This window comes from Sphingopyxis sp. NJF-3, assembly GCF_053514865.1.
Window position 1 is genome coordinate 2,199,153 of record NZ_CM130726.1, and the last position, 17,031, is coordinate 2,216,183.

The following is a 17,031-nucleotide window of genomic DNA, read 5'->3' on the forward strand; positions in this document are numbered from 1 at the left end:
GGGTCCCGCTTTATACCGAAGACAGTCGATGCCCCAAATAGCGGGATTCCGGATCAAATCCGGGTGAAGAAGGGACATAAAGCAACGTCCGCTCCCCACCCCAAAACCGACATTCCATCCTACCCCGCCGGCAGCCTCAATCGCACCAGCAGCCCGCCCAGGTCCTCGCTTTCCTCCAGCCCGATGCTGCCGCCGTAGATTTCCGCGACGTCGCGGACGATCGCGAGGCCCAGCCCGGTGCCGGGCTTGTTGCTGTCGAGCCGCACCCCGCGGTCGAAGATGCGCACGCGGTCGGCCGGCGAGATGCCGGGGCCGTCGTCCTCGACCAGTATCTCGGCCATGCCGCCTTCGCGCTCGATCGTCACGAAGATGCTGCCGCCCCCATATTTGGCCGCGTTTTCGAGGAGGTTGCCGACGAGTTCGTCGAGATCCTGCCGCTCGACCCGCGCGATCAGCGTCCTGTCGCCCGCGGCGTCGAGCCGCGCGTCGGGATAGAGCGCCGCGACCGCGCGCGACACGCCCTCGACGCTGTCCCACACATTCGCGCGCGCCTGTGCCGCGCCGCGGCGCCCGACGGCGCGCGCGCGCGCGAGATGGTGCTCGACCTGGCGCTGCATCGTCGCCGCCTCGCGCCGCACCGTGTCGGCGAGCGGATCGTCGGAACCGGTGGCGCTGTTGACGAGCACGGTCAGCGGCGTCTTGAGCGCATGGGCGAGATTGCCCGCGTGGAGCCGCGCTTCCTCCGCCTGTTTCTCGTTATGCGCGAGCAGCGCGTTCAATTCGTCGACCATCGGCTGCACCTCGAGCGGGAGCGGTGCGATGACGCGGCGGTTCTGCCCGCCGCGCATCGCCGCGATCGCGCGCCGAATGTGGCGGAGCGGCCAGAGGCCGTAGAAGGTCTGGAGCGCCGCGAGGACGATCAGCCCGAGCCCGAGCAGTCCCAGGCTGGGGATCAGCGTCGCGCGCACCGCGCGGATCTGAAGGTCGAGCGCGTCGCGCGACTGGGCGATCTGGAACCGCCACTTGGTCTTGCTGCCCGGCAGCACGACGTCGCGTTCGAGCACGCGCAATTCCTCGTCGGGGAACTGGTGGCTGTCATAGGTGTGGAGCTGCTGATCCTCGTGCTTGTCCGACGTCGCGAGCCGACGTTCCCACAACGAGCGCGAGGGGTAAGGCTCCTGCCCGCCGCCGCTGATCTGCCAGTAAAGCCCGCTATAGGGCTCGAGGAAACGCTGGTCGCCGAGCGGCTGGAGCAGGCGGACCTCGCCGTCGGGGCCGATTTCCGACGAGCGGATCATCGCGATCAGCACATATTCGAGGCCCGAATCGAAATTGCGCGTGATCGCGCCGGTAAGCACCCGGTCGAGCGCGAAGCCGCCGCCGAGCAGCAGCACCGAAATCCAGATCGCCGCGATCGCGATCATGCGCCGCGCCAGCGAGCCGGTGATCCGGCTCGTCAGCGCCTGCGGTTTTTCCGCCGCATCCGGGTCCGTTTCGACCGCCGGGGCGACGCGGGCATCGGCCATGCGAACGCCGCGTCAGCCCTGCGGGTCGTCGAGCTGATAGCCGAGACCGCGGATCGTCGTGATGATATCGGCGCCCAGCTTCTTGCGGATGCGCGTCACGAAGACCTCGATCGTGTTCGAATCGCGGTCGAAATCCTGGTCGTAGATATGCTCGATCAGCTCGGTGCGCGACACCACCTTGCCCTTGTGATGGAGAAGGTAGGACAGCAGCTTATATTCCTGTGCGGTCAGCTTTACCGGCTGGCCGTCAAGCGTGACGCGGCCCGAACGCGTGTCGAGGCGCACCTTCCCGGCGATCAGCTCGCTCGACGCATTGCCCGAGGCGCGGCGGATCAGCGCGCGCAGGCGGGCGATCAACTCCTCGGTCTGGAAAGGCTTGGCGAGATAGTCGTCGGCGCCGGCGTCGAGCCCCGCCACCTTGTCCGACCAGCTGTCGCGCGCGGTGAGCACGAGCACCGGAAAATTGCGTTTTTCCTTGCGCCAGCGGTCGAGGACGGTCAGCCCGTCGATCTCGGGCAGGCCGAGGTCGAGGACCGCGGCGTCATAATCCTCGGTCGATCCCAGGAAATGGCCGTCCTCGCCATCGGTGGCGAGATCGACGGCATAGCCGTTGCCTTCGAGCGTGGCCTTGAGCTGCGGCCCCAGCGTGGGCTCGTCCTCGACAATCAGAATCCGCATTCAGGCGCCTTTCAACCGCGGGCCGGCGACGCGCCGGTCCGTCCATTCGTCTCTATCAAGTCGGAACGTTCATCGCAAAAAGTCGTTGCGGGGGTGCCGCAGAAAGGCCCGGTCAGGGCCGACGCCCGACGATGCGCCCGGTGCGCGCGTCGACATAGACGACGACGACCTGGCTGCCGTCCATGAATTTCAGCGCATAGATCATGCGGCGCGCGTCGAACTGCGGCCCGCCCAGATAGGTCATGTCGCTGTAGGGCGCGCGCGAGCGGACTTCGGCGATCAGCTTGCCCAGCGGGATCACCTGCCCCTGCGCGGCGGCCTCGCGCAGATTGTCCTGATCGCGGTCGCGGTCGCCACGGGCAGCGGCGGGCGTCCCGGCGGCAAGAAGCAGCGCGGATGCAAGCGAGATGGTCAAAGCGCGGATCATGGCCCCGGTCCTAAGGCAAGCGCATTGAATAGGCGATGAATGATCCGTTCGGCGGGCGTTCGGCCTTCGGGATCATGGTGGGCGCGGCAAGGATTGAACTTGCGACCCCACCCGTGTGAAGGGTGTGCTCTACCACTGAGCTACGCGCCCGTTCCGGCTCCGACGAAGCGGACATCCGAAAGCGGGACGTCCATAGCCGTTGCGGCGATGATTGCAACGGCGATTTGCATCCAGCCGGTCGATCGGATGCAAATCGGGCCGCGGTTTGACGCCGCGGCCCGAATGACATTCGCCAGAAGGCGCCGGCAACTTAGTTGCAGGCGTCCTTGAGGGCCTTGCCGGCCTTGAACTTCGGCTGGTTCGACGCCGCGATGGTCATCGTTTCGCCGGTGCGCGGGTTGCGGCCGGTCGACGCCTTGCGCTTGCTGACCGAGAACGTCCCGAAACCGACCAGACGGACTTCGCCGCCCTTCTTCAGGGCCGCGGTGACCGCGTCGAAAACGGCTTCAACCGCCTTGCTCGCATCGCCCTTGGTGAGGCCGCTCGAGTCAGCGACGGTGGCGATCAGGTCTTGTTTGTTCATGCCTAAGGAACCCCTGTATGTGGTTGAATAAGTGATTCATGGCCGTGCCATGGCGCGCCACTAACCCTGTTTCGGACCGTCTTGTCAAAGCAAAAAGCGGCGGGAAACGCCATAAAATGACGATTTTGCGACGAAAAGGCGGCCCGGCGGCGATCACCGGGCCATCCGGATCAGTGGCGAATCGCCGTTTCGGGGTCGGCGCCCGGCGCGTGCGGCGGCGACGCGGCCAGTTCGTCGGCCTCGGTCCACTCGATCGGTTCGACCGGCGACACCAGCGCCTCGGCGAGCACCTGGTCGACGTGACTCACCGGAATGATCTTGAGTTGGCCGGTGATGTTCGCCGGAATCTCGACCAGATCCTTTTCATTTTCCTCCGGTATCAGCACCGTCGTGATCCCGCCGCGCAATGCCGCGAGCAGCTTTTCCTTGAGGCCTCCGATCGCGAGCACGCGGCCGCGCAGCGTGACCTCGCCGGTCATCGCGACATCCCTGCGCACCGCGATGCCGGTCAGCGTCGACACCATCGCCGTCACCATGCCGACGCCCGCCGAGGGGCCGTCCTTCGGCACCGCGCCTTCGGGCAGGTGGATATGGATGTCCTTGCGCGCGAACAGGCTGGGCTTGATGCCATAGGCCGGCGCGCGCGCCTTCACGAAGGAGAGCGCGGCCTGCACCGACTCGGTCATCACCTCGCCGAGCTTGCCGGTCGTGCGGACCTGCCCCTTGCCCGCGACGGTGACCGCCTCGATGGTCAGGAGTTCGCCGCCAACTTCGGTCCAGGCGAGCCCGGTGACCGCGCCGACCTGGTCCTCGCGGTCGCCGACGCCGTGGCGGAACTTCCGGACGCCCGAGAATTCGGACAGGTTTTCGGGCGTGATCGTCACGCTCTCGGCCTTGCCTTCGAGGATCTTGCGAAGCGCCTTGCGCGCGAGCCGCGCGATCTCGCGCTCGAGCGTGCGAACGCCGGCCTCGCGAGTGTAGAAGCGGATGAGGTCGCGCAGCCCCTCTTCGGTCAGCTCGAATTCGCCCGACTTCAGTCCGTGCGCCTCGACCTGCTTGGCGATCAGGTGGCGCTTGGCGATCTCGACCTTCTCGTCCTCGGTATAGCCTTCGAGCCGGATGATCTCCATGCGGTCGAGCAAGGGCTGCGGCAGGTTCAGCGAGTTCGCCGTCGTCACGAACATCACGTCGGACAGGTCGACGTCGATCTCCAGATAATGGTCCTGAAACTTCGCATTCTGTTCGGGGTCGAGCACTTCGAGCAGCGCCGACGCCGGATCGCCGCGGAAATCCTGGCCGAGCTTGTCGATCTCGTCGAGCAGGAACAGCGGGTTCATCGTGCCGGCCTTTTTAAGGTTGGTCACGATCTTGCCCGGCAGCGAGCCGATATAGGTGCGGCGGTGACCGCGGATCTCGGCCTCGTCGCGGACGCCGCCCAGCGACTGGCGCACGAATTCGCGACCCGTCGCCTTCGCGATCGACCGGCCGAGCGAGGTCTTGCCGACCCCCGGAGGGCCGACGAGGCAGAGGATCGGGCCCTTCAGCTTGTTGGTGCGCGCCTGCACCGCGAGATATTCGACGATCCGGTCCTTGACCTTTTCGAGCGCATAATGGTCGTCGTCGAGCACCGCCTGCGCGGTCGCGATATCCTTCTTGAGCTTGGACTTCTTGCCCCACGGCAGCCCGAGCAGCGTGTCGAGATAGTTGCGCACGACCGTCGCCTCGGCCGACATCGGCGCCATCGCGCGCAGCTTCTTGAGCTCGGCGTCGGCCTTGGCGCGCGCTTCCTTCGACAGTTTGAGCTTGTCGATCCTGGCCTGCAGCTCGGCGAGGTCGTCGCCGCCCTCGCCATTGTCGTTGCCGAGTTCGCGCTGGATCGCCTTCAGCTGCTCGTTGAGATAATATTCGCGCTGGCTCTTCTCCATCTGCCGCTTCACGCGGCCGCGAATCTTCTTTTCGACCTGCAGCACGCCGAGTTCGCCCTCCATGAAGGCGAACACCATCTCCAGCCGCTTCGCGGGCGCATCCTCGACGAGCAGCGCCTGCTTGTCGGCGACCTTGATGTTGAGGTTGCCCGCGACCGAGTCGGCGAGCCGCGAGGCTTCGTCGATCTGCGAGAGCTGCACCGCGGTCTCGGCGGGCATCTTCTTGTTGAGCTTGGCGTAGTTTTCGAACTGGTCGACGACCGAGCGCATCAGCGCCGCGGTGTCGACGCTGTCATCGATCGTGTCGGCGATCGGCCTGACGCTCGCCATCACCGCCTTGTCTTCGGTGGCGAGCGCGACGAGCTTCGCGCGCTCCTTGCCCTCGACGAGCACGCGGACGGTGCCGTCGGGCAGCTTCAGAAGCTGGAGCACGGTGGCGATCACGCCGACGTCATAGAGGTCGTCGCGCTGCGGGTCGTCCTCGCCGGGATCGAGCTGGGCGACGAGGAAGATTTCCTTGTCGGCTTCCATCGCCGCCTCGAGCGCGGCGACCGAGCGGTCGCGACCGACGAAGAGCGGCACGATCATGTGCGGAAAGACGACGATATCGCGCAGCGGCAACAGGGGGAAGGATTGCGTCATTATGGCTCCTGGGCGGCGTCGCGAACCGGCGCGCCGCCCGTCTATAGGGTGGTCCGCACTAATATGGCGTAACTTGCGCCGCGTTCAATGACGGTGGGGTGAATGGCGGAACGGTCGTTCGCCCTTCATAGCACGTCATCCCGGCGAAGGCCGGGATCTCGCCGGTGCATCGCAACGCAAGGGCGAGATCCCGGCCTTCGCCGGGATGACGAAGAAAAGACGTCAAAACGGCAGCTTGAAGCCGGGCGGCAGCGGCAGGCCGCTGGTCATCTTGCCCATTTCCTCGTTGCTCGCCTGGTCGGCCTTTTCGCGCGCGTCGTTGAACGCGGCGGCGAGCAGGTCCTCGAGCATCTGCTTGTCGGCGGGGACGATCAGGCTGTCGTCGATGCGGATCGACTTGATCCGGCCCTTGGCGCTCGCGACGATCCGCACGAGGCCGCCGCCCGAAACGCCCTCAACCTCGACGCTGTCGAGCTTCGCCTGCGCCTCCTGCATCTGCGCCTGCACCGTGGCGGCGGCTTCCTGCGCCGCCTTCATCATCTCTTCGATCGATTTCATGGGTTCGACCTATGGCGATTGTCTTCGGGGGGTTCAAGCGCCGCGTCGGGAAAAGCCGCCAGGGCGGCCTTCACGACCGGCAGTTCGCGGATGCGCGCGTCATGGTCGGCGATCTTCGCCTGCTGGACCTCGCCGAGGCTCGGCCGCGCCGCCCCCTCGCCGCCGCGCACCTGCCAGCGGCTCCCCGTCGCGGCGAGCAGCGCCTCGCCGAGATCGCGCGCAAAGCCGTCGCCGAGCGCGGGCACCGGCGCGAAGACGAGGCTGCCGGGTTCGAGCTCGATCAGCTTGAGATGATCGTAGACCAGGCCCGCAAGCCGATGATTTCCGGTACTTTCTAGAAGCTGGTGAATCTGCGCCACGGTCAGCGCGGCGACCGGCGCCTCGGGGATGGGCGCTTCGGCTGCGGCAGGCGCCTCCGCCCTGCCCTCGTGCCCTGCAGACGCCGCGGGCAAAGACTGGGGAAGCGCCGACAGACCGCCCGATTCGAGCAGCTTCGCGAGCTCGCCGGGGTCGGGCATCGACGCCGCGTAGATCACGCGCAGCAGCAGCATTTCGAGATGTTCGAGCGGGTTGTTCGCGCGCAGCACCTCGTCATGCCCCTTGAGCAGCAACTGCCACAGCCGGTTCAGCGGCGCGAAGCCCAGCTTCTGCGCCCAGTCACCGATCCGCTCGCGGTCGGCCGCGGCCAGCGCCGGGTCGTCGTGGCGCGACACTTTGGCAAGAGTGACCGCGTGGACCAGATCCATCAGCCCGCGCACCATCGCGACCGGCTCGATCCCCAGCGCATATTGCACGCGCGCAAGGTCGATCGCGCCGCCCGCCTCGCCTTCCAGGATCGCCGCCATCAACTGCGCGATCGACGAGCGATCGGACAGGCCGAGCATCACGCGCACCTGGTCGGCGCTGATCGTGCCGCCGCCCTCCAGGTCGGCGTGCGCGATCGCCTGGTCGAGGATCGACAGCCCGTCGCGCACCGACCCTTCGGCGGCATTGGCGATCAGCCAGATCGCCGGCGCCTCGGCCTCGACGCCTTCCTTTTGCAGGATCGCGCTGAAATGCGCGAACAGCATGTCGGGGGTGATGCGGCGGAGGTCGAAGCGCTGGCAGCGCGACAGCACCGTCACCGGCACCTTGTTCACCTCGGTGGTCGCGAACAGGAATTTGACGTGCGGCGGCGGCTCTTCGAGGGTTTTCAGAAGCGCATTGAAGGCGTTACGCGACAACATGTGCACTTCGTCGATGATGTAGATCTTGTAGCGCGCCGACACCGCGGCATAGCGCACCGCCTCGATGATCTCGCGCACGTCGTCGACGCCGGTGTTCGACGCGGCGTCCATCTCGATCACGTCGATATGGCGCCCCTCGGTGATCGCGCGGCAGGGTTCGCAGACGCCGCACGGGTCGATCGTCGGCCCACCCTGCCCGTCGGGGCCGATGCAGTTCAAGGCCTTGGCGATCAGCCGCGCGGTCGACGTCTTGCCGACCCCGCGCACCCCGGTCATCAGGAAGGCATGCGCCAGCCGGTCGCGCGCGATCGCGTTGCCGAGCGTCTTGACCATCGCGTCCTGGCCGATCAGCTCGGCGAAGGTCTGCGGGCGATATTTGCGGGCGAGGACGCGGTACGGACCGCTCGACGCCGCAACCGCAGGCGCCTCGGGCAAGTCCATTCCCAGCATCGGGGTATCGTCGTCGGCGGAATCGTCCATGCGCCCGTCTTAGGGGCGACGCGCGATCTTGTCGAAGGGGGAAATGGGTGGGAGCCGGAACGACCCGCAGCGAATTCGTTGCGGCTGCTTCCTTCCGGACCTGACCGGGTTGGCGAAGACTGCGTCCGCCCGACTCCCGCGGCGCATATGGCGGGGGCGAACCGGAAATGCAAGTGATCGAGGTGCAAACCCGTTCGGCCATCCAGTCCTCACTCGCTGCTCCATTTTGTTTCGCACGAAGCCACGAAGCCACAAAGAATCACTCAAAAATCGTTCGCCCTGAGCTTGTCGAAGGGCCGTTCTTCCTTCTTCCGACGCCGAAAGAAAGGACAATGCTTCGACAAGCTCAGCACGAACGGTTTGGATAAGCCCCACTTTGTGGCTTCGTGGCTTCGTGCGAACAATTTGAACCGCGGCTCGATCGGAGCCTCAACGCGGCCCCTGCATGTTGCGGCTTTCCGCCGGGATATGAACCGTCAGCCCGTCCAGTTCCTCGGTCAGCACGATCTGGCACGACAGGCGGCTGGTGCGGCGCGCGCCGGCGGCGAGGTCGAGCATGTCCTCCTCCTCCTCGCTCGCGCGCGGCAGGCGGTCGAAATCCTCGCGTGCAACGATGACGTGGCAGGTCGAGCAGGCCATCTGGCCCTCGCACGTCCCTTCGAGCGGCATCAGATGCGCCTGCGCGACGTCGAGCAGCACGTCGCCGGGGTTCGCCTCGGCCTCGGTGCGCCCCTTGCCGTCGGCATGGACGAAGGTGACGCGCATCAATTGACCCCCTGCAGCCGCGCCGCGGCCTTGATCGCGGCCAGCCCATCGCGAAGCCCGGCCTCGCTCGTATAGCGCCCCCAGCCGAGGCGGATCGACGCGCGCGCATCGGCTTCGCTCACCCCCATTGCGCGGAGCACGTGGCTGACTTTGCCCGACCCGCTGCCGCACGCGCTGCCGAGCGAGAAAGCGACCTCGCGCGCGTCGGACATCAGGCGGAGGCCGTTCACCCCTTCGCGCCGGACGTTGAGATTGCCGTGATAGCGCGGGTCCGCCGCGCCGTTGACCGTCCATTCGGGCAGCATGTCCATCGCGAGCGACCACAGCCGCTCGACATGTTCGGCGTCCGCGTCGAAGCGCTCGGCCGCGAGCGCCGCGGCGGCGCCGAAACCCGCGCACAGCGCCGGCGAGACGGTGCCCGAGCGCATCCCCTGCTCCTGCGCGCCGCCGACCATCAGCGGTTCGAGGTCGACGCCGTCCCGAACCCACAGTGCGCCGATGCCCTTGGGCCCGTGGATCTTGTGCGCCGACAGCGCGACCAGGTCGGGGCCATCGGGAATCGCGACGCGGCCATAGCCCTGCACCGCGTCGCAGAGCAGCAGGCTGTTCTTCGCATGGGCGGCGGCGGCGAAATCGGCCACCGGCTGGATCGTGCCGACCTCGTTGTTGACCAGCATCGTCGCGACGATCCCGTTCTGGGGGATCAGCGCCTCATCGGGCGGCAGCGCGAGTCCCTCGCCATCGACCGGCAGGATCGCCGCGTTCAGCCGTTCGAGGCATTGCAGCGACGCCGCATGTTCGATGCTGAGCCCCGCGACCCCGCCCGGCTTCGCGTCCGCCCCGCGAAACAGCGCCCAGTTGAGCGCCTCGGTCGCGCCCGAAGTGAAGAAGACGCGCCCGCCCCGCGGCAGCAGCGCCGCGACCTGGTCGCGCGCCACCTCGACCGCGGCGGCGGCGGCGCGACCCGCCTTGTGCGTGCTGGAGGGATTCGCAAAGCTGTCGCCTTCGTCGCCCAGCCAGCGCAGCATCGCCTCGCGCGCCTCGGGCGCGAGCGGCGTGGTGGCCTGGTAATCGAGGTAGATCATCTTGCGAGCCTCTGCTCCCTAATCCCGTTCGTGTCGAGTAACGCATGAAATCCTCGTCACCCCGGACTTGATCCCTTTCAGACAGGTGAGTGATCCCCGGCGAAAGCCGGGGTCCAGATGGCGCACGCCTGCATGGCGTGGACCCCGGATTTCGCCGGGGAGCACTCGCATAACTGTCTTGAGGGTATAAACACTGATCAAGTCCGGGGTGACGAACGAAGAATGGCAAGGCCTCTTATTGCGAACGATTCGCAAAAGTTGCAACTTGCTACCCATTTTCTATATAGGCGCCGCTTCCGCTCCGCCACCCCGTCTCCCGGCGAATCACTGGCAAGCCCAAGAACCATAGAAGGTGCGCCCATGCCCGACGTCATTTTCCCCGGCCCCGAGGGCCGCATCGAAGGCCGTTTCTCTCCCCCGCCGCGCCCGCGCGCGCCGGTCGCGCTGATCCTGCATCCGCATCCGCAGGGCGGCGGCACGATGAACGACCGCATCACCCAGGCGATGTACAAGAGCTTCGTCGCGCGGGGTTTCGCGGTGCTGCGCTTCAACTTCCGCGGAGTCGGGCGCAGCCAGGGCACGTTCGACAACGGCATCGGCGAGCTCAGCGACGCCGCCTCGGCGCTCGACTGGGTGCAGTCGATCCATCCCGAGGCGCAGACGACCTGGGTCGCGGGCTTCAGCTTCGGTGCGTGGATCGGCATGCAGCTTCTGATGCGCCGCCCCGAGATCCGCGGCTTCCTGTCGGTCGCGCCGCCGGCGAACATGTACGACTTCAGCTTCCTCGCGCCCTGCCCCTCGTCGGGCATCATCGTCGCGGGCGGCGCCGACGAGATCGTGCCGCCGGCCGCGGTGCAGAAGCTGGTCGACAAGCTGCGCACCCAAAAGGGCATCACCATCCACCACGACGAGATCCCGCGCGCCAATCACTTCTTCGAACATGAACTCGAACAGCTGATGAAGTCGCTCGACAATTATCTCGACATGCGCCTCGCGCCGGATTCGCCGATCCGCTGATTGATCCTCCCCGCAAGCGGGGAGGTGGCAGCCCGAAGGGCTGACGGAGGGGGTTCGCGGTCCCGCGCGCCCGTTTAAGGACGACCCCCCCTCCACCGCCTTCGGCGGTCCCCCTCCCCGCAAGCGGGGAGGATTATTTCGTCGGCACCAGCCAGATCGCGATATTGGCGAACATCACCAGCGCCGCGACGAACATCAGCAGCGCGCGGCGGCGGTCGCCCATGCGGAAGACATAGACCGCGCCGCCGGTCAGGACGACCCCGGTGAGCATCAGCAGGGACATGATGGTGTCGGACATGGCGCGGCTTTACCCCCCGCGTCACAAATTTGCCACCTGGCTTATGGCCAATCTCCCCTCCTTCCACTAAAGCGCGCTCATCGATTCCCTCTTCGCCGCAGGAGACGCGCCATGCGCATCGCCATCGCCTCCGACCATGCCGCTTACGAACTGAAGGCGTTGCTCGTCGACTGGCTGCGCGGCGAGGGGCACGAGGTCGCCGACCTTGGCACCAACGGCCCCGACAGCGTCGACTATCCCGACTATGGCTACCGCCTCGCCGAAGCGGTCGCGAGCGGCAGCGCGGAGCGCGGCGTCGCGCTGTGCGGATCGGGGATCGGCATCTCGATCTCGGTCAACCGCAACCCGGCATGCCGCTGCGCGCTCGTCTCCGAACCGCTGTCGGCGAAGCTCGCGCGCGAACATAATGACGCCAACGTCGTCGCGCTGGGCGCGCGGCTCACCGGCATCGACATGGCCAAGGCGTGCGTCACCGCCTTCCTCGCCACCGACTTCGCCGGCGACCGCCACGCGCGCCGCGTCGACAAGCTTTCCCACCCGCCCGTCCTGGAGAACAGCCGATGACCACCGAAACGCTCGACAAGCCCATCAAATCGGCTGGCTATTTCACCGATGGCGTCGCCGCCGTCGACCCCGCGGTCGCCGCGGCGATGAAGCATGAACTCGAACGCGAACGCTATCAGATCGAGCTGATCGCGAGCGAGAATATCGTCTCCAAGGCGGTGCTCGAGGCGCAGGGATCGGTCTTCACCAACAAATATGCCGAGGGCTATCCGGGCCGCCGCTATTATCAGGGCTGCGCCCCCTCGGACGAGGTCGAGACGCTGGCGATCGACCGCGCCAGGAAACTGTTCGACTGCAATTTCGCCAACGTCCAGCCGCATTCGGGCGCCCAGGCGAACGGCGCGGTCATGCTCGCGCTGACCAAGCCCGGCGCGACGATCCTCGGCATGAGCCTCGACGCCGGCGGCCACCTGACCCACGGCGCGGCACCCGCGATGTCGGGCAAATGGTTCAACGCGATCCAGTACGGCGTGCGCGCCGACGACCATCTCGTCGATTTCGATCAGGTCGAGGCGCTGGCGAAAGAGCATCGCCCGGCCCTCATCATCGCGGGCGGTTCGGCCTATCCGCGCACGCTCGACTTCGCGCGCTTCCGCGCCATCGCCGACGATGTCGGCGCGCTGCTGATGGTCGACATGGCGCATTTCGCAGGGCTCGTCGCCGGCGGCGCGCATCCGTCGCCGATGGAGCATGCGCATGTCGTCACCACAACCACGCACAAGACGCTGCGCGGCCCGCGCGGCGGCATGATCCTGACCAATGACGAGGCGATCGCCAAGCGGATCAACTCGGCGGTCTTCCCGGGCCTGCAGGGCGGCCCGCTGATGCACGTCATCGCCGCGAAGGCGGTCGCCTTCGGCGAGGCGCTGCGCCCCGAGTTCAAGGCCTATGCGAAGGCGACGATCGCCAATGCGCAGGCGCTCGCGAACCGGTTGAAGGCGCGCGGCGCCGATGTCGTCGCGGGCGGCACCGACACCCACCTCGCGCTCATCGACCTGCGTCCGCTCGGCGTCACCGGCCGCGACGCCGACGAGGCGCTCGAACGCAGCGCGATCACCTGCAACAAGAACGGCATCCCCTTCGACCCGCTGCCGCCGATCAAGACCAGCGGCATCCGCGTCGGATCGCCCGCCGGCACTACGCGCGGCTTCGGCATCGCCGAGTTCGAGGAAATCGGCGACATGGTTGCCGACGTGCTCGAAGCGCTGCGCGACAAGGGCGAGCATGGCGACGCCGATGTCGAGGCCGACGTTCGCGGGCGCGTCCGCGCGCTCTGCGAGCGCTTCCCGATTTACGGAGGCTGATCATGGCGAAGCCCGGAATCGAAACATTGCTCGGCGACACGGTCGAAGAGATCAAGGCGATGGGCAAGCAGGGAATGGACCATCCTTCGACCAAGCCCGTGCTCACCGGCGGCGCGATCGGCGCCGTCGCAGGGGCCGTGCTGCCCGTGATCAGCTGGCCGGTCGGCCTGTTCGCGGGCGCCGCGATCGCGCTCTACAGCCGGATCCGACGCTGATCCATGCGCTGTCCCTATTGCGGCCATGAAGACAGCCAGGTGAAGGACAGCCGTCCGACCGAGGACGGCGCCGCGATCCGCCGCCGCCGCCAGTGCGAGGATTGCGGCGCGCGTTTCACCACCTTCGAGCGCATCCAGCTACGCGAGGTCGCGGTGCTCAAGGCAGGCGGCACCCGCGAGCCCTTCGACCGCGAGAAGCTGATGCGCAGCGTCCAGATCGCATGCCGCAAGCGCCCGATCGACGGCGCGCGCATCGAACGGCTCGTCTCGGGCATCCAGCGCCAGCTCGAAACCTCGGGCGAGAACGAGGTGCAGGCGGCGCAGATCGGCGCGATGGTGATGGAAGCGCTGAAGGGCTTCGACAATGTCGCCTATATCCGCTTCGCCAGCGTCTATCGCGACTTCACCGAAGCCAAGGATTTCGAGGAATTCGCCGCGACGATCAACGAAGCGGCGCACAAGAACGGCTCGTGAGCAAGGCCCCTCCCCCCGTCATCGTCCTCGTCCGCCCGCAGCTTGGTGAGAATATCGGCAAGGCGGCGCGCGCGATGCTCAATTTCGGGCTGACCGAGCTGCGCCTCGTCGCCCCGCGCGACGGCTGGCCGAATCCCGATGCCGGGCCCGCCGCCTCGGGCGCCGACCGCGTCCTCGCCGACGCGGTAGTGTTCGACAGCCTTGCCGAGGCGGTCGCCGATTGCGGCCACATCTATGCGACCACGGTGCGCAAGCGCGGCGTGACCAAGCCGGTGCTGACCCCCGAGGCGGCGGCGCGGCAGGTGCATGCGACCGCGCTGCGATCGGCCTATGTCTTCGGGCCCGAACGCTCGGGCCTCGAAAGCGACGACGTCGCGCTCGCGCACGAGATCGTCACCGTGCCGATCAACCCCGAATTCGGGTCGCTGAACCTCGCGCAGGCGGTGATCCTGCTCGCCTATGAATGGTCGAAGGGCGAGGCGCTCGCCAGCCCGCCCGACGTACCGCTCGACCCCCCCGCCCCGCACGGCGAACTCGAGGATCTGATCGGGCACCTCGTCCGCGACCTCGACGCCGCGGGCTATTTCTTCCCGCCCGAGCGGACCACGGCGACGCTGCGGACGCTGCGCACCGCGCTGACCAAGACCGGCTGGTCGCACAACGACATCCGGATGATGCACGGCATCGTCACGACGCTGGGCCGCGCGCGCAAGTCGGCGCGGACATCGCAGGACGATCAGGACTCCAAAGCATAGTACAAACCGTATTCCCGAGCGAAGACGAGGGGTCATGCCGAGCGAAGCCGAGGCAGCGATACTTCTGGTTCTCGCTTCGCTCGAACGGGCCCCTCGTCTTCGCTCGGGGATGCGGTGGCGTTTGATTTCTCGGAGGTCCGCGATTGCTTGAGCCACGCCGCCGTTGGCGATAGACAAACCTTGTGGAGACCGCGCGGAACGGCCTCGAAAGGAGCGCGGACGATGACGGACAGCAAGCCCAGATATCGAAGCTACACCAGCCCCGCGGGCGGCTGGGGCGCCGCCGCCGCGACCGCCAAGGTGCTGCTCGAACAGAGCGTCGTCACCAAGGGCTCGCGCGCGCTGCTGTCGATGAACCAGCCCGGCGGCTTCAAATGCCCGAGCTGCGCCTTCCCCGACGCCGATTGCACCAAGACGCTCGAATTCTGCGAAAATGGCGCCAAGGCGCTCGCGCACGAGGCGACGAAGTTCCGCGTGACACGCGATTTCTTCGCGCAGCACAGCGTGACCGAACTGATGGCGCAGTCCGACTATTGGCTGGAGATGCAGGGCCGCCTGACCGAGCCGATGCGCTACGACCCCGCGACCGACCATTATGTGCCGGCGAGCTGGGACGAGGCTTTCGCGACGATCGGCCGTCATCTTCGCGCGCTCGATGACCCCGACGCGGCCGAATTCTATACCTCGGGCCGCACCCCGAACGAGGCGGCCTTCCTCTATTCGATCTTCGTGCGCGAATATGGCACGAACAATTTCCCCGATTGCTCGAACATGTGCCACGAACCGACGAGCCGCGGCCTGCCGCCCGCGATCGGGGTCGGCAAGGGCACGGTGGTGCTCGAGGATTTCGAGCATGCCGAGGCAATCTTCGTCATCGGCCAGAACCCCGGCACCAACGCGCCGCGGATGATGACCCTGCTCGTCGAGGCGCGGAAGCGCGGCGTCCCCATCGTCGCGGTCAACCCGATGCCCGAACGCGCGCTGATCCGCTTCACCGAGCCACAGGACGCGGTGCAGATGGCGACCTTCGGTTCGACCGAGATCGCGAGCGAGTTCGTCCATATCCGCGTCGGCGGCGACCTTGCGCTGCTCAAGGGCATGATGAAGGTGATGGTCGAGCGCGAAGCCGCGGGCGAGACGATCTTCGACCACGACTTCCTTCGCGAGCACACCGAGGGCTTCGCGGAGCTGAAGGCCGATATCGAGGCGCAGGACTGGGCCGACATCGTCGCGGCGTCGGGGGTTTCGGAGGAGCAGATCCGCCGCTGCGCCGAAATCTACATCCGCTCGAAGGCGACGATCATCTGCTACGGCATGGGGCTGACCCAGCACCAGCTCGGGTCGCGGCTGGTGCAGCAGGTCGCGAACATCCTGCTGCTGAAGGGCAATTACGGGCGGCCCGGCGCGGGCATCTCACCGATCCGCGGCCATTCGAATGTCCAGGGCGACCGCACCGTCGGCATCGACGAAAAGCCGGGCGCGGCCTATCTCGACCGGGTGCGCGACGTCTTCGGCTTCGATCCGCCGCGCGCGCACGGCCATCACACCATCGAATCGGTCGAGGCGATGCTCGCGGGCAGCGCAAAGGTCTTCATCGGGCTCGGCGGCAATTTCGTCCGCGCGGTGCCCGACACCGAGCGGGCCTATGATGCGATGCGAAAGCTCGACCTGACCGTCGGCATCGCGACCAAGCTCAATCGCGGGCACCTCGTCCACGGCAAAGAGGCGCTGATCCTCCCCGTCGTCGCGCGCTCCGAGCGTATCGAGACCGCGGCGGGCGAACAGTTCGTGACGATCGAGGATTCGATGTCGAACGTCACCGCCTCGCGCGGCGTGCTCGACCCCGCGAGCCCGCATCTGATGCCCGAGGTCGAGATCGTCTGCCGCATGGCGATGGCGGCGCTGCCGGACAGCAAGGTCGACTGGGCGGGCTATATCGACGATTACGGCCGCATCCGCGACAAGATCGCCGAGGTCTATCCCGCGATCTACGAAGGCTTTTCGGAGCGGATCAAGGCACCGCGCGGCTTCCACCTCGATATCCCGCCACGCCGCCGCGTGTGGGCGACCCCCAACGGCAAGGCCAATTTCCTGGTCCTGCCCGGCCTCGCGGTCAACGCCGAGATCGCCGACCCCGCGATGCTGCGCCTCGCGACGGTGCGCTCGCACGATCAGTTCAACACCACCATCTACAGCTATAACGACCGCTATCGCGGCGTGCGGGGCGACCGCATGATATTGTTCATGAACGCCGCGGATCGCGAGGCGCGCGGGCTCGACGCCGGCGCGCGCGTCGCGCTCGAAACGATCAGCGACGACGGCGTCGACCGGCGCGTCGAGGGGCTGACCATCATCGACTATCCGATGTCGCGCGGCGCCGTGGCGGGCTATTATCCCGAGCTCAACCCGCTGCTGCCGCTCGACCACTACGACCGGATCAGCGGCACGCCCGCGGCGAAGTCGATCCCGGTCCGCGTCGTCGCTCCGGCGGCGAAAGGCTAACGCGCCG

General features: G+C 67.1%; 17 protein-coding genes, 1 tRNA gene and 1 other RNA gene. 7 read left to right on the top strand and 12 right to left on the bottom strand.

The features are described from left to right. Window positions 1-119 precede the first annotated feature (119 nt). From ACOTSS_RS10855 to ACOTSS_RS10905, 11 genes are all read right to left on the bottom strand, one after another. Window positions 120-1,526, bottom strand: a complete 1,407-nt coding sequence (locus ACOTSS_RS10855; protein ID WP_448688178.1) for a sensor histidine kinase — start codon at window positions 1,524-1,526, stop codon at window positions 120-122. Window positions 1,527-1,538: 12 nt separating this feature from the next. Beyond that, complete coding sequence (locus ACOTSS_RS10860) at window positions 1,539-2,204, bottom strand: response regulator transcription factor (RefSeq protein ID WP_095383863.1); 666 nt, start codon at window positions 2,202-2,204, stop codon at window positions 1,539-1,541. Between the two features lie 112 nt (window positions 2,205-2,316). Next, window positions 2,317-2,631: a PepSY domain-containing protein gene (locus tag ACOTSS_RS10865; RefSeq protein WP_448688179.1), complete on the bottom strand. Its 315-nt coding sequence runs from the start codon at window positions 2,629-2,631 to the stop codon at window positions 2,317-2,319. 75 nt (window positions 2,632-2,706) lie between these two features. Continuing rightward, a tRNA-Val gene (locus tag ACOTSS_RS10870) sits at window positions 2,707-2,781 on the bottom strand. A gap of 160 nt (window positions 2,782-2,941) precedes the next feature. Continuing rightward, entirely contained in the window at window positions 2,942-3,214 is a 273-nt protein-coding gene (locus tag ACOTSS_RS10875; protein WP_054588053.1) for an HU family DNA-binding protein, read from the bottom strand. A 170-nt stretch (window positions 3,215-3,384) separates the two neighbouring features. Then, the gene (lon, locus tag ACOTSS_RS10880) at window positions 3,385-5,781 is read right to left on the bottom strand and encodes an endopeptidase La (protein ID WP_448688180.1); all 2,397 of its coding nucleotides are present in this window, start codon (window positions 5,779-5,781) and stop codon (window positions 3,385-3,387) included. Window positions 5,782-6,003: 222 nt separating this feature from the next. Beyond that, window positions 6,004-6,339 (bottom strand): YbaB/EbfC family nucleoid-associated protein, encoded by a 336-nt coding sequence (locus ACOTSS_RS10885; RefSeq protein ID WP_095383854.1) that lies wholly within the window; start codon window positions 6,337-6,339, stop codon window positions 6,004-6,006. Further along, the gene (locus ACOTSS_RS10890; RefSeq protein ID WP_448688181.1) at window positions 6,336-8,045 is read right to left on the bottom strand and encodes a DNA polymerase III subunit gamma/tau; all 1,710 of its coding nucleotides are present in this window, start codon (window positions 8,043-8,045) and stop codon (window positions 6,336-6,338) included. The genes ACOTSS_RS10885 and ACOTSS_RS10890 overlap by 4 nt, the downstream gene beginning before the upstream one ends. 43 nt (window positions 8,046-8,088) lie before the next feature. Further along, window positions 8,089-8,186, bottom strand: an RNA gene (gene ffs / locus ACOTSS_RS10895) — signal recognition particle sRNA small type. Between the two features lie 288 nt (window positions 8,187-8,474). Further along, on the bottom strand, window positions 8,475-8,813 hold the full coding sequence (locus ACOTSS_RS10900) for a 2Fe-2S iron-sulfur cluster-binding protein (RefSeq protein WP_095383848.1): 339 nt from the start codon (window positions 8,811-8,813) through the stop codon (window positions 8,475-8,477). Further along, window positions 8,810-9,895, bottom strand: coding sequence for a cysteine desulfurase family protein (locus ACOTSS_RS10905; protein ID WP_448688182.1), 1,086 nt, complete (start codon window positions 9,893-9,895; stop codon window positions 8,810-8,812). The genes ACOTSS_RS10900 and ACOTSS_RS10905 overlap by 4 nt, the downstream gene beginning before the upstream one ends. 360 nt (window positions 9,896-10,255) lie before the next feature. Here ACOTSS_RS10905 and ACOTSS_RS10910 point away from each other — a divergent pair, with 360 nt between their 5' ends. After that, window positions 10,256-10,912: an alpha/beta hydrolase gene (locus ACOTSS_RS10910; protein ID WP_053553654.1), complete on the top strand. Its 657-nt coding sequence runs from the start codon at window positions 10,256-10,258 to the stop codon at window positions 10,910-10,912. Between the two features lie 133 nt (window positions 10,913-11,045). Here ACOTSS_RS10910 and ACOTSS_RS10915 read toward each other — a convergent pair whose 3' ends face one another. Beyond that, window positions 11,046-11,210, bottom strand: a complete 165-nt coding sequence (locus ACOTSS_RS10915) for a hypothetical protein (protein ID WP_448688183.1) — start codon at window positions 11,208-11,210, stop codon at window positions 11,046-11,048. A gap of 111 nt (window positions 11,211-11,321) precedes the next feature. Here ACOTSS_RS10915 and rpiB point away from each other — a divergent pair, with 111 nt between their 5' ends. From rpiB to ACOTSS_RS10945, 6 genes are all read left to right on the top strand, one after another. Further along, complete coding sequence (gene rpiB / locus ACOTSS_RS10920; protein ID WP_448688184.1) at window positions 11,322-11,774, top strand: ribose 5-phosphate isomerase B; 453 nt, start codon at window positions 11,322-11,324, stop codon at window positions 11,772-11,774. Then, entirely contained in the window at window positions 11,771-13,078 is a 1,308-nt protein-coding gene (glyA, locus tag ACOTSS_RS10925; protein ID WP_448688185.1) for a serine hydroxymethyltransferase, read from the top strand. Before rpiB ends, glyA begins: the two co-directional genes overlap by 4 nt. Window positions 13,079-13,080: 2 nt before the next feature. Continuing rightward, window positions 13,081-13,293 carry a hypothetical protein gene (locus tag ACOTSS_RS10930; RefSeq protein WP_448688186.1) on the top strand — a complete coding sequence of 71 codons (213 nt, stop codon included), beginning with the start codon at window positions 13,081-13,083 and terminating at the stop codon, window positions 13,291-13,293. Between the two features lie 3 nt (window positions 13,294-13,296). Next, window positions 13,297-13,767 carry a transcriptional regulator NrdR gene (nrdR, locus tag ACOTSS_RS10935; RefSeq protein ID WP_053553650.1) on the top strand — a complete coding sequence of 157 codons (471 nt, stop codon included), beginning with the start codon at window positions 13,297-13,299 and terminating at the stop codon, window positions 13,765-13,767. After that, a complete protein-coding gene (locus tag ACOTSS_RS10940; RefSeq protein ID WP_448688187.1) occupies window positions 13,764-14,522 on the top strand; it encodes an RNA methyltransferase in 759 nt (252 codons plus the stop codon). Before nrdR ends, ACOTSS_RS10940 begins: the two co-directional genes overlap by 4 nt. A gap of 222 nt (window positions 14,523-14,744) precedes the next feature. Further along, window positions 14,745-17,024 carry an FdhF/YdeP family oxidoreductase gene (locus tag ACOTSS_RS10945; RefSeq protein ID WP_448688188.1) on the top strand — a complete coding sequence of 760 codons (2,280 nt, stop codon included), beginning with the start codon at window positions 14,745-14,747 and terminating at the stop codon, window positions 17,022-17,024. The last annotated feature ends 7 nt before the right edge of the window (window positions 17,025-17,031 follow it).

Excerpts from the sequence above, each read along its gene's own strand:
- ACOTSS_RS10855 (WP_448688178.1), bottom strand. The coding sequence starts at position 1,526 with ATGGCCGATGCCCGCGTCGCCCCGGCGGTCGAAACGGACCCGGATGCG.
- ACOTSS_RS10860 (WP_095383863.1), bottom strand. The coding sequence starts at position 2,204 with ATGCGGATTCTGATTGTCGAGGACGAGCCCACGCTGGGGCCGCAGCTC.
- ACOTSS_RS10865 (WP_448688179.1), bottom strand. The coding sequence starts at position 2,631 with ATGATCCGCGCTTTGACCATCTCGCTTGCATCCGCGCTGCTTCTTGCC.
- ACOTSS_RS10875 (WP_054588053.1), bottom strand. The coding sequence starts at position 3,214 with ATGAACAAACAAGACCTGATCGCCACCGTCGCTGACTCGAGCGGCCTC.
- lon (WP_448688180.1), bottom strand. The coding sequence starts at position 5,781 with ATGACGCAATCCTTCCCCCTGTTGCCGCTGCGCGATATCGTCGTCTTT.
- ACOTSS_RS10885 (WP_095383854.1), bottom strand. The coding sequence starts at position 6,339 with ATGAAATCGATCGAAGAGATGATGAAGGCGGCGCAGGAAGCCGCCGCC.
- ACOTSS_RS10890 (WP_448688181.1), bottom strand. The coding sequence starts at position 8,045 with ATGGACGATTCCGCCGACGACGATACCCCGATGCTGGGAATGGACTTG.
- ACOTSS_RS10905 (WP_448688182.1), bottom strand. The coding sequence starts at position 9,895 with ATGATCTACCTCGATTACCAGGCCACCACGCCGCTCGCGCCCGAGGCG.
- ACOTSS_RS10910 (WP_053553654.1), top strand. The coding sequence starts at position 10,256 with ATGCCCGACGTCATTTTCCCCGGCCCCGAGGGCCGCATCGAAGGCCGT.
- ACOTSS_RS10915 (WP_448688183.1), bottom strand. The coding sequence starts at position 11,210 with ATGTCCGACACCATCATGTCCCTGCTGATGCTCACCGGGGTCGTCCTG.
- rpiB (WP_448688184.1), top strand. The coding sequence starts at position 11,322 with ATGCGCATCGCCATCGCCTCCGACCATGCCGCTTACGAACTGAAGGCG.
- glyA (WP_448688185.1), top strand. The coding sequence starts at position 11,771 with ATGACCACCGAAACGCTCGACAAGCCCATCAAATCGGCTGGCTATTTC.
- ACOTSS_RS10930 (WP_448688186.1), top strand. The coding sequence starts at position 13,081 with ATGGCGAAGCCCGGAATCGAAACATTGCTCGGCGACACGGTCGAAGAG.
- nrdR (WP_053553650.1), top strand. The coding sequence starts at position 13,297 with ATGCGCTGTCCCTATTGCGGCCATGAAGACAGCCAGGTGAAGGACAGC.
- ACOTSS_RS10945 (WP_448688188.1), top strand. The coding sequence starts at position 14,745 with ATGACGGACAGCAAGCCCAGATATCGAAGCTACACCAGCCCCGCGGGC.